Source organism: Paenibacillus sp. J22P90, from assembly GCF_059692195.1.
The window spans coordinates 711,135-722,730 of sequence record NZ_JCAUAY010000003.1 but is presented as its reverse complement, the minus strand read 5'-3'; the positions used below and the strand labels follow the sequence as shown (position 1 = coordinate 722,730).

Genomic DNA, 11,596 nt, shown 5'->3' with positions numbered 1-11,596 from the left:
GTAGCAAAAGTGAGATGAAATTTAAGGAGAGATGAGCCCGTGAGTAACCCTTTTGAGGAGAAAGACGACGCGTATGTCGTGCTGATAAATGAATTAGGCCAGTATTCACTCTGGCCGGCTTTTGCCCTTGTGCCTGCTGGGTGGACACAAGTGTTTGCACAATCAAGGGAAGCCTGCTTGGCTTATATTGAGGAACACTGGACCGACATGCGTCCACAGGAAATGGCAGCTGGAGTACGAGGATGACAGTGTTGAACCCACGCTTAGTGATCCGAATGGTTTATGTGGCAGCGATGTTCTTGGTCGCCATGGACGCGACGATTGTGAATGTGGCGTTGCTGTCGATCTGCGAGGAGCTTAACGTTTCTCCCGCAGCTGCTGGAACGGTGAATATCGGTTATTTGGTGTCGGTGGCCTTAGTTCTACCGATGGCAGGGTGGCTGGGTGATCGTTTTGGGGGCAAACGGATGCTGATGATTGCGATAACGCTGTTTACGGTTGCTTCCGTATGCTGCGGCTTCGCGTCAAGCTTAGGTGAGCTGATCCTCTACCGCATTCTGCAAGGGATCGGCGGGGGGCTGATTGCTCCCGTTGGGATGGCGATGCTGTTTAGAGCGTTCCCTCCGCAGGAAAGAGCGAACATCTCGCGTTCCTTGATCCTTCCTATCGCGGTTGCCCCGGCGGTCGGACCGATTGTCAGCGGATTTTTCGTGGAACAGTTATCCTGGCGCTGGTGCTTCTATATTAATATTCCGATCGGCATTATCGCCATTGTGCTAGGGATGATTTGGCTAAAAAAAAGCGAGAAGATAGCAGTCGGCAAGCTCGATCTGCCAGGGTTTCTACTTAGCGCGCCGGGCTTCGCTATGCTGATTTACGCGCTGAGTCAAGGGACGGCGCGCGGCTGGAGTTCGCCTGAGATCGTCCTCACAGGACTGATCGGCCTGATCTTCCTCGCAGCTTTGGTCTTCGTGGAGCTGCGCACGCCGCAACCGATGCTTCAGCTGCGTTTGTTTACAGATCGCCTGTATCGGACGACAGGCTTGATCGCGCTCTGTAACGCAGCGGGGCTGCTCGGCATGCTTTATATTTTCCCGCTGATGTATCAGGATGTGTTCAAAGCGTCAGCGCTGCACACTGGCTTGACGACATTTCCCGAGGCGCTGGGCCTCATGGCCGCGTCTCAGCTCATGCCGTGGTCGGCGAAAAAGCTCGGCCCACGCAGAATTATCCATATCGCGCTGCTATGCGCGATGGTGGTATTCGGTCTGCTCTGCCTAGTGAGCGCCGACACGAACCCGTGGCTGGTCCGCGGGCTGCTGCTCAGCGGCGGCCTGACGTTGGGGCATGCGGTCGGAGCGATTCAGCTCCTGGCCTTTGCCCGTATCGAGCCGGCCCAGATGGGGCAGGCGGCGACGCTTTTACAGGTGCAGAACCGACTAGGTTCTGCACTGGGGGTGGCCTTGCTCGGCAGCCTGCTGGCGGCCGTGTCAGCAGCTACGGCGGATGCCGCTGCTGTCGGTGCCGCCAGCGAGGCGACCAGCCGAGTGGCGTATCAGGTCGCGCTGCTAGGCGCGGCCGGGTTTCTTGCAGTAGCGTGCGGGTTCTCCCTCACGCTACGGGAGCGGGACACCGCGGGCGTGCAGTACAAAAAGCCCACGGTGCCTAGCGCTGGCAAAGAGAATGCGACGGCCAGCGTCTAGCTGTTGGTTTATCCCAAAAAAGCTCCGAATTCCTGCGAACATGCAGGGATTCAGGAGCTTTTTTAAGTCATTCGGTAGTGTTCAGTCCCTAAGCCACGAGATGAGGAACCACATTCCGAATCTAGGAGAGCGAGGGAGAGTTGCGGTTGGAGGTACTTACTTCCGCACCACCGGAATCCAAATCTCACTTCGGAACGTAGGCGACGTCGTATCCTTATCCGCATTCCACAGCATCTCGGGACCCGCGACTTGTTCGTAGCCGGAGGAGGGGAACCACTCGGAGTAGATGCGTCCCCATACGTTTTGCAATGTTTCGGGGAAAGGTCCAATCGCCTCGAACACCGCCCACGTTGAGGCAGCGACGTCGAGTTGTGTTAGATTTTCAGGACACGGATGCGTCGTGGCGACGCCAATATAGTGATCGAGCTCTCCTTTTTCCTCCATACGGCCTTCTGAGAAGTTGGTGGAGGCACTTAGCAGTCCAACGGGCTCAACGTTAGAGAGTTGTTTAAGGGTGTTAATTAAGTCCATATTTAAGCTTTGCCACATTGCAGCGATTTCAGGGTTAACGCCGTTAAAGATAATCGGAACTCGTTTGTAAAGGCCGACAATGGTAAATGCTTCTTTTTCCTCAATGCGATAATTCATTTCATTTCCCCCTTGAATGGTAATTTGGAAGGTCATAGGCGGATAGGCTTTCAAGGATTGTCCATTAATCCTCGCCTCTGACGGTGTAACGCCATGCAAATTTTGAAAAGACCTTGTAAATGAATCGGGCGAGTTGTATCCGTATTTGATAGCAATATCGATGACTTTTACGTTGCTGTCCCTCAGCTCAAAAGCGGCAAGGCTTAACCGCCTGCGGCGAATGTATTCCGAAAGTGGTATGCCTGCGAGAAAGGAAAACATGCGTTTAAAATGAAATTCCGAGCATAAAGCCAGCCGAGCTACTTCTTTCGTGTCAATCGTGTTCGTCAGGTTATCTTCAATATACTTGATCGCACCGTTCATGTTTTTAAGCAAATCCATCGTTCTGACCTCCTATATCCATAGAATAGCAGTAAAAACGCATAGCTACCCGACTTTTCGTGCACAAGTTTGCAGGACATTCAGCAATGAGATAAAGGAATACTGGTATTCCTTGGATTGTAGTATTATTGGAAATAAACCCTTCACTCCATCCAAAAAGGAGCTAATCCACATGACGCTGCCAATCCGAGAAGCAACTATCGATGAATCCGATCTCATTTTCCAGGTCATGGTCGAATCCTTCATGGAATACAGCGGCAAGTTGACACCAACTTCGGGGGCGCTAATGGAAACGGTAGACCAGACAGTCCAAGTGTTCCAGGGCGGCGGAGGAGCAGCAGTCGCATACGAAGGTGAAAGGCTTGTTGGGTCTGCAAGGTATGAGCGCAGAGTCGATTATATGTATATTGGTCGAGTATCCGTACTCCCTGAATATAGAGGGAAGGGCTTGGGCAAAGCACTATTAACTTTCGTAGAAAATAAGGCGCGTGCACAAGGATTGAAGGAAACAAGAGTCGGAGTACGGCTATCCATTCCAGAAAATATTAAGCTGTATGAGCGGTTGCATTACGAAGTCATTGAGCACAAATTTTATCCAGAGCAGACAGATAGCTGGTATGTGATGAGCAAAAAGCTGTAAGGGTTACGCTATTAGCAAGGTAGAACTCTTTTATAGATAATGAGGGATTGTATGTATCGAATTATGATCATTGAGGACGATGAAAAGATAAGGCGGATCGTCGCGGATACGTTGACCAAGTGGCAATATGCCGTAACGGAAGTAACCCAGTTTGACAGGGTTCTAACGGATTTTGAGCAAACGGCGCCGCACCTCGTACTGCTGGATATTAATCTTCCGGTTTATGATGGATACTATTGGTGCCAGCAAATACGCGCGGTTTCCAAGGTGCCGATTATATTCTTATCATCTAGGAATCAAAATATGGACATCATTATGGCGATTAATATGGGTGGGGATGATTTTATTCAAAAGCCATTTGATTTGGACATCCTTGTGGCTAAAATCAATGCGCTGTTCCGCCGGAAATATACGTATCAAGAAGAGGAGAATCCCGCGTTCATTCATCGGGGCTTGAAATTGCATGTCACCAATTCCACGATGGAATATAAGGGTCAAAGCACGGAGTTAAGCCGGAATGATTTTATCGTTTTGCAATTGATCATGCGGAATATCGGGAAAATTGTTTCACGCGAAGACTTGATGCAGGTCTTATGGAACGAAGAGCAATTCGTTGATGATAACACACTGACTGTGAACGTGAACCGGCTGCGAAGAAAGATCGCTGCGCTTGGTCTGGAGGACTTTATTGCCACCCGCAAAGGAATGGGGTATATGATCGAATGACCTTTCTGCGCTATCTTGCCTATGAAAAGTCGTACATCTATCTCTATCTGGCTGGTTTCTTGATTTCGGGTGCGGTGTTTTTGGCGGATCGCAATGAGGATAAGGCATGGGGGACTTTCTTCTATGCTTTCGCGTTGTGTGCGATCGTGCTGCTCGGGTTTTTATTTTTTCGTTACCAGCAGCATGTACGTGTGATCCGACAGATAAAAAGCGGGGAATACGACAGCTTGTCACTGGAAGGCGAATTTGCCCAGCAGTATATTGAGGAGCTGAAAAAGCAGCATATCCATGAAATGAATCAAGTTCAGGAGAGGCAGCATGAGCATTATGATTTTATCGTCTCTTGGTTTCATGAGATCAAAACACCGATTGCGGTGATTCGCTTGCTTCAGCAAACCGATATGGACGCGAATAGTTTAAGGGAAGAGATTGCGAAGATTGAGAATTACGTCGATCAAGCGCTCTATTACGCCAAACTTGATAGTTTTAATCAGGATTATGCGATTCAAAATTGTGATGTCATCCAGATTTCGAAAGAGCTCGTGAAGTCACATTCGAAAACTTTTTTCTCCAAAAAAATTCGCATCAGTCTGCAAGCCGAAACGCTTGTCGTTCAAAGTGATCCGAAATGGTTGCAGTTTATCGTGAATCAGCTTCTGACGAATAGTTTGAAGTACACGGAGCAAGGCGGCGAGATTACGATTTCCGTATTGGAAAATCCGCAAGAAAAAAAGCTGCTCATTCGGGACAGCGGGATTGGCATCAGTCAAAAAGATCTTCCGCGCATCTTCAATCGCGGGTTTACGGGAGAAACGGGACGAACGCATCCGAAGTCGACCGGAATTGGTTTATATTTGGCGCAGCAGCTATCGAACAAGCTCGGTCATTATATTAGTTGCACGTCCGAGATTGGCGTGTATACGCAGTTTATTGTTCATTTTCCGAAAGACGACGATCCGTACTTATCGCTGCAGCAAAAAACGCAATGATTAGCTCATTGCGTTCTTTGGGCTGACTATTTTGTAGTAGATGCTCGTTGAGGAGACATAAAAAAATGTGTAAATGACAAAGTAGAGGATCAGAACCGCTGCAATAATCGAGGTGATTTGCGGCATATCTTTGACTTCCGCCATGCTTGGATACACAAGAAGGAACCAGCTGTGCAGCATACCTAGGAGGACCGGAGGCAAGAACACGAATAGCAGCTGTTTGCGAATGATGCTTTTAATTTCACTTTCCTCAACACCCAGTTTTCGCAAAATGGCATACTGCCGTTGTTCTTCCGTCGCTTCTCGTAATTGCTTGAAATAGATGATGCTTCCTAAAGCGAATAAGGCGATCACCGCAAGAAAGGCAATTGAAAATAGCAGTAAAGACGAACTTTCAATATCAATTGAATACATCACGACAAAGGCTGCGTAGTAGGAGCCAGGCGTTTGTGAAACAAGGGCATAAATGTTATCGGATAAAGCAATTGAATTTCTGGCATCTTTGATTTCATAGATGTCGAACGAGGTAAGGACTTCCCCTGGCTTCAGCTTGGCGAAGGCTTCATCGGAAATAATCAGTATCGCAGGTTTTTTGCCTACATCGCTGTCTGCGGTGGTAGCCTTGCTTAGCAGCGCATAGTTTTTGATTTCAACGAGATTGAATGTCGATTCATCCTTGAGCTTTACGGTAAATTTAGGTCGGTCACCTTCGCTAAACTTGATCGGATTAGGTGCGCCTTGTGAAAGGACAACTGCTTCTTGAGCCTGTACATTCACTTGGCTATTATCGCCGCGGAGGCTGACGATCTCATTATATTGGGACTCCGAGAACAGAAGGAATTGTTCGGTGAAATTATTCAAATATCTGCGATCTAGAGCGATTCCCCTGTCTGAAACCGGTAGGGCAGACAGCCCTTCGATCCGTGTATGATGGATGATAGGATGAGATTCCGCGATAAGTTGCTCGATCTGCTTCTGGGTTTGTTCATTCTGCGACGTATAAGCAATGTGGTTCGGAAATTCTCGCTCCGCCGAGTAAAAATGAGCGGTATAGTTGATCGAGACGAACCCGACCAAGAAGATGAGTAGTGCGCTGAACAGTGATATGAAAGTAAGATTCAGTGTGTTTCCACGAATTGAAAAGCGCAGCGAGGAAATCCACAGCATCTTGTTGCCTTCCACATAGGTTTTCCCGCGGCTAATCTTCTCCAGTACCCAACCGAAAAATTGTCGGAAAAATAAGTACGTCCCCCCGATCAAACCGACGGTTACGGCAAGCATGCTTGCCAAGGTGTAATCCATCCAGAAGACGGAATCTCCCTTCCGTGTGATGAGAAAGAAGGCTGTTACTAACAACAGGATAGATAGTAGGGCAAGCCATGCGGAAAATTTGAGCGGCTTCTCCATTTTTGCTTTGGCATGAAATAGTTCGACCAGTTGGACTCGACGTACACTTACGTAGCTTTGCACACTAATAATGCCAATGAGCACGACGAATAAAAGAATGATCGAACCTACGGCTTCAAGCGGAAAAGCAAAGGAAATGACCTCATCGTATTGCATCAGATTCATCAGCAGCATGCCGAAGAATTTGGACAGCAATCCCCCGATCAAAATCCCGCTGACAAGGGAAATCACGCTTAGAAATAACGTCTCTAGAAAGACCATCAAAGCAATTTGCCGTTCACTCATGCCGTAAAGCAAATACATCCCAAATTCCTTTTTGCGTTGTTTCATAAAAAACGAGTTCGCATACAAGATAAAAAAAATGATGAACAGGAAGACGAGAACAGATGCGATGGACGCACCAAGTTGGAAATTTTGTTTATGTTTAATGGCGTTAAGAATATCATCGTTGAACATTAAGGATGAGAACGTAAAGTGAATGATAACCCCGATCAGCATGGAAATGAAATAGATCGCATACAACCGGAAATCACGTTTAATATTACGCCATGATAAATCTAGCAAACTCATCGCTGGTCGCCTCCTATGGCGCTTTGAATCGTCAGGATTTTGTCGAAAAATTCTTTTTCCGATTGTTCTCCTTTGAACATTTCATTGACGATTTTGCCATCTCGGAGAAATATGACGCGCCGGCAGTAGCTGGCTGCATACGGATCGTGCGTAATCATCAGCACTGTGGTTTCAAAGGCTTGATTGAGCAATTGGATTTGTTCCAGCAACTGAGTGGCTGATCGAGAATCAAGTGCACCTGTCGGTTCATCGGCAAACACAATCGCTGGATTCGTAATGATGGCTCGTGCGGCCGCGGTGCGCTGCTTTTGTCCACCGGATATTTCCGAAGGATAGTGATGCAGGATCGTTTCAATATTTAACGCAGCAATTAACTTCTTTAATCGCTGCTCCATTTCTGCAACAGGCGTCTTTTGTAACGAGAGCGGCAGCAAAATATTTTCTTTCACCGTCAGCGTATCCAGCAGGTTGTAGTCTTGGAATAGAAAGCCCATTCGTTTTTGGCGGAACTGGCGCAGTTCTTTCTTTTTCAAAGCTAACAGCGATTTGCCTTCGACCCAAACTTCGCCACCGTTAAAAGCGTCTATCGTGGACAGCATGTTCATTAATGTCGTTTTTCCAGAGCCAGATGGCCCCATGACCGCCGTAAATTCCCCTTGTTCAATGGTCAAATCAATATTTTTCAGCACTTGTGTTTTTCCGTAAGATTTCGATAAGTTCTTTGTATGAATAATTGTAGTCATCGATTCGGCCTCCCTCACAACCTTACTATACCGATTATTGTGTATGCTAACCATCGATATACCAACATCTAAAGTGACATTTTTGTCATAAACAACTATTTCCTAAAGTTTGGTATTTCACTCATGCTTTTTCTTTTCCGCTTCTAGATGTAGTAGAATAGAACGACAGGAATAAGAAGGGGAGTCAATAGTGTGACGACAGCGACAAGAAGCTTTACGGATTATCAATTAAGTGAGGATATTACGCGGGCATTGAGCACGCTTGGCTATACGCAGCCAACGGATGTACAACATAAGGTGATTCCGATCGCGCTGCAGGAGCGGGACTTGACAGTGAAGTCCCGTACGGGAAGCGGGAAAACGGCAGCCTTCGGCATCCCGATCTGCGAGCTTGTGGAATGGGAAGAGAACAGGCCGCAGGCACTCATTCTGACGCCAACGCGGGAGCTCGCGGATCAAGTGAAGCAGGATATGACGAACATCGGTCGTTTTAAGCGGGTTAAGGCGGTGGCTTTGTATGGGAAGCAGCCATTTGCTAGGCAGAAGCTGGAGCTGCATCAGAAATGCCACGTGGTCGTTGGCACACCGGGCCGCGTTCTGGATCACATTCAAAAAGGGACGCTGGACGTCGAGCGGTTACGGTATTTGGTTATTGATGAAGCAGATGAAATGCTGCGGATGGGCTTCATCGAGCAGGTGGGGGCGATCATCGACGAGCTGCCGACAGATCGGATGACGATGCTGTTCTCAGCCACCTTGCCTAAGGATGTCGAGCAGTTGTGCCATCAGTACCTGCGGGATCCGATTGATATCGAGATCGAAACGCCGGAAGCTGCGAAGGTGCAAATCGAGCATTCCCTTATTACGGTGCGGGAGAATGAGAAGTGGCCATTGCTGCAAAATGTCCTCGTGGTGGAGAATCCGGATAACTGTATCATCTTCTGCCGGACCCAAGAGCATGTGGACAAGCTGTATACACTGCTGGATGAGTTAGACTTTCCGTGTGATAAGATTCACGGCGGCATGGTGCAGGATGATCGCTTCCTCGTCATGAATGCCTTCAAACGCGGAGAGTTCCGCTTCTTGGTCGCTACGGATGTCGCGGCGCGCGGGATTGATGTCGAGGACATCACGCATGTCATCAACTATGACCTCCCGATGGAGAAGGAGAGCTACGTTCACCGAATCGGTCGCACAGGGCGTGCGGGCAAGACCGGCAAAGCGATTACGTTCGTAACGCCGCAGGAGGACAAGTTCCTGGCGGACATCGAGGGCTATCTGGGCTTCGAGATTCCGCGGAAGGATGCGCCTGATTTGGACGAGGTTGCCGCGAAGCAAGCGGCTTTTGATCGGAGGATGCAGGCCACGCCTGTCATCAAGCGGGATCGCAGCGACCAGTTGAACAAGGGTATCATGAAGCTCTATTTTAACGGGGGCAAAAAGAAGAAGATTCGCGCCGTCGACTTTGTCGGCACCATCGCCAAAATCGAAGGTGTCACCGCCGAGGATATCGGCATCATCACAATTCAGGATACGGTATCGTACGTCGACATTTTGAACGGCAAAGGGCCGATGGTCTTGAAGATTATGAAGAACACGACCATCAAGGGCAAGCTGCTGAAGGTGCATGAGGCGAATAAGTAGGGGATGGACGACCAGAGTGTGGATGACTGAGTGTGGATGACCAGAGAGCCTGTGGCTTTCTGGTTTTTTGATTTATCGACTAACTCGCCAACAGAAGTGGCATCTTTGGCTCTTTCTAAGCCGCATCCGTCCCTTTTTCTAATACAAAACAGCCCCCGAGGTTAAAATATTACTCGAATGGGTCAATTCTGTGACTTATCCATGAAACGCTCACAAGGTAGACTATAGAAAACACGACATGGGGTGAATTTCATGGCTAACCATATACAATCACAGGCTGGCACGATCTCAACAACGAAAGTGAAGCCGAAACGGTCGAAGCGGCAAATTCGAGAGGATTTGGCCGGATACGCATTTGCAAGTCCCATGTTACTTGGCTTATTGGTATTTACGCTATTTCCGATTATCGCATCGTTCATCCTAAGCTTCACGAATTGGAACTTCGTTGCTGGGTTTTCCAAGGTGAAATTTCTCGGGTTGGACAACTTTATCAAGCTCTTTCATGATAGCGTCTTTCTACTTTCCCTTAAAAATAACATGATCCTGATGATCGTTGTTCCGTTAACGCTCATTATTTCCTTAGTATTAGCCGTACTAATTGATAAGCAAGTTTATTTTAAAGGTTTTTTCAAAATCGTCTATTTCATTCCTTACATTTCAAGTGTAGTTGCGGTAGCCATCGTATTCCAAGTGTTGTTCCACCCAACGTACGGGCCAATTAACCAGATATTGATGGACTGGGGCTTTGCGAATCCGCCGAAATGGCTGGCTGATCCTGACGTCGCGTTGTATTGCGTGATGGGACTCATGGTTTGGATCAGTATTGGGTATAACATGATTATTTTTATGGCGGGTCTGCAATCCATTCCGAAGGATCTATATGAAGCGGCGGATATTGATGGCGCGTCCAAATTCAAGCAATTCTACAGTCTTACAATACCTTTATTGTCACCAACAACGTTCTTCCTTCTCGTATCCGGGATTATTGGAACATTTAAAGCGTTTGATGTCATTTCTGTTCTTACCAATGGTGGCCCTGCGAATTCAACGAGTGTCGTGGTGTATCACCTATACGAAGCAGCCTTTATCAATCTGCAATCCGGTTATGCTTCGGCGATGGCGATTGTGCTGCTAATTCTAGTTCTCTTGATTACGCTAATTCAATGGTTTGGCCAACGTAGATGGGTCAACTACTAAGAATGGAGGAATAACCCATGGACAAGAATAAAAGTTTGAAAAAAATAATAGTAACGATCGTGATGTTCGCTTTCGGCATCCTGTTCATGTCGCCATTCCTATGGATGATCTCAGCCTCCATGAAGCCTGAAGCAGATGTGTTTATTTTCCCGATTCAGTGGATACCGAAGCATTGGAATCTTGTTGAAAATTTTAATACCGTTTGGACAAAGTCGAAATTCCCTTTATACTACTGGAACTCCATTAAAGTATCCGTGATTACGACGGCATTATCCGTTCTCTTTTCATCAATGGCAGCTTACGCTTTTTCTAAAATCAAGTTCCGGGGCTCCAGCGTTATCTTCGTTATCGTTCTTATCATTTATATGGTCCCTAGTCAGGCAATTCTTGTGCCGCAATTCCTTTTACTTCGCTGGATGCACCTGTACGACACGCATATGGGACTTGTCCTTCTGGGCTCTTTCAGCGTACTAGGTACGTTCATGCTGCGTCAGTTCTATCTAGGTATTCATGATGAGTACATGGAATCAGCACGGATTGATGGTGCAGGTCATGCGCGTATCTTCTGGACCATCTGTACACCGCTTGTTCGTCCCGCGATTGCAACGTATGCGATCCTGCGCTTTATCTGGACGTGGAATGATTACCAGAACCCGCTTATTTTCTTAAGAGACAAGACGTTATTCACGCTTCCGCTTGGCATTCACTCATTTGCCGATCTTAACGGCGAATTTTACTCCCTCATCATGGCAGCATCCGTGTCTGCGATCTTGCCTTTGTTGATCATTTTCATCCTTGGTCAGAAGCAAGTTATCGAAGGTATTTCCGCAGGCGGTGTGAAGGGTTAATCGAACTAGGCAGGCAAAATGTCAAAATAAGAGTGCATGAGGTTAAAATATTGCCTCGTGTGCTCCCAGCAAGTTTGTTACGATTCGTCATGTAAAGGTT

The 11,596-nt window shown here is 47.5% G+C and carries 11 protein-coding genes; 8 read left to right on the top strand and 3 right to left on the bottom strand.

Translation table 11 applies throughout. From position 1 onward, the window contains the following. Positions 1-39: 39 nt before the first annotated feature. On the top strand, positions 40-246 hold the full coding sequence (locus AC58UX_RS13370; RefSeq protein WP_497253313.1) for an MbtH family protein: 207 nt from the start codon (positions 40-42) through the stop codon (positions 244-246). Beyond that, on the top strand, positions 243-1,703 hold the full coding sequence (locus tag AC58UX_RS13365) for a DHA2 family efflux MFS transporter permease subunit (RefSeq protein ID WP_497253311.1): 1,461 nt from the start codon (positions 243-245) through the stop codon (positions 1,701-1,703). The genes AC58UX_RS13370 and AC58UX_RS13365 overlap by 4 nt, the downstream gene beginning before the upstream one ends. Positions 1,704-1,859: 156 nt before the next feature. Here AC58UX_RS13365 and AC58UX_RS13360 read toward each other — a convergent pair whose 3' ends face one another. After that, positions 1,860-2,732: an AraC family transcriptional regulator gene (locus AC58UX_RS13360; protein ID WP_497253309.1), complete on the bottom strand. Its 873-nt coding sequence runs from the start codon at positions 2,730-2,732 to the stop codon at positions 1,860-1,862. Positions 2,733-2,904: 172 nt separating this feature from the next. On the opposite strand from AC58UX_RS13360, the gene AC58UX_RS13355 reads away from it, so the two are divergent. The 3 genes from AC58UX_RS13355 to AC58UX_RS13345 are packed head-to-tail and all read left to right on the top strand — an operon-like array spanning position 2,905 to position 5,087. Beyond that, positions 2,905-3,372 carry a GNAT family N-acetyltransferase gene (locus tag AC58UX_RS13355; protein WP_497253307.1) on the top strand — a complete coding sequence of 156 codons (468 nt, stop codon included), beginning with the start codon at positions 2,905-2,907 and terminating at the stop codon, positions 3,370-3,372. A 51-nt stretch (positions 3,373-3,423) separates the two neighbouring features. Next, positions 3,424-4,098, top strand: a complete 675-nt coding sequence (locus AC58UX_RS13350) for a response regulator transcription factor (RefSeq protein WP_497253305.1) — start codon at positions 3,424-3,426, stop codon at positions 4,096-4,098. Continuing rightward, a complete protein-coding gene (locus tag AC58UX_RS13345) occupies positions 4,095-5,087 on the top strand; it encodes a sensor histidine kinase (protein ID WP_497253303.1) in 993 nt (330 codons plus the stop codon). The genes AC58UX_RS13350 and AC58UX_RS13345 overlap by 4 nt, the downstream gene beginning before the upstream one ends. Here AC58UX_RS13345 and AC58UX_RS13340 read toward each other — a convergent pair whose 3' ends face one another. Continuing rightward, the gene (locus AC58UX_RS13340; protein WP_497253301.1) at positions 5,088-7,064 is read right to left on the bottom strand and encodes an ABC transporter permease; all 1,977 of its coding nucleotides are present in this window, start codon (positions 7,062-7,064) and stop codon (positions 5,088-5,090) included. Further along, a complete protein-coding gene (locus AC58UX_RS13335; protein ID WP_497253299.1) occupies positions 7,061-7,807 on the bottom strand; it encodes an ABC transporter ATP-binding protein in 747 nt (248 codons plus the stop codon). The genes AC58UX_RS13340 and AC58UX_RS13335 overlap by 4 nt, the downstream gene beginning before the upstream one ends. A 192-nt stretch (positions 7,808-7,999) precedes the next feature. Here AC58UX_RS13335 and AC58UX_RS13330 point away from each other — a divergent pair, with 192 nt between their 5' ends. From AC58UX_RS13330 to AC58UX_RS13320, 3 genes are all read left to right on the top strand, one after another. Then, a complete protein-coding gene (locus AC58UX_RS13330) occupies positions 8,000-9,451 on the top strand; it encodes a DEAD/DEAH box helicase (RefSeq protein ID WP_497253297.1) in 1,452 nt (483 codons plus the stop codon). A gap of 252 nt (positions 9,452-9,703) precedes the next feature. After that, complete coding sequence (locus AC58UX_RS13325) at positions 9,704-10,648, top strand: carbohydrate ABC transporter permease (RefSeq protein WP_497253295.1); 945 nt, start codon at positions 9,704-9,706, stop codon at positions 10,646-10,648. A gap of 17 nt (positions 10,649-10,665) precedes the next feature. Beyond that, a complete protein-coding gene (locus AC58UX_RS13320) occupies positions 10,666-11,496 on the top strand; it encodes a carbohydrate ABC transporter permease (RefSeq protein ID WP_497253293.1) in 831 nt (276 codons plus the stop codon). Positions 11,497-11,596: the final 100 nt, after the last annotated feature.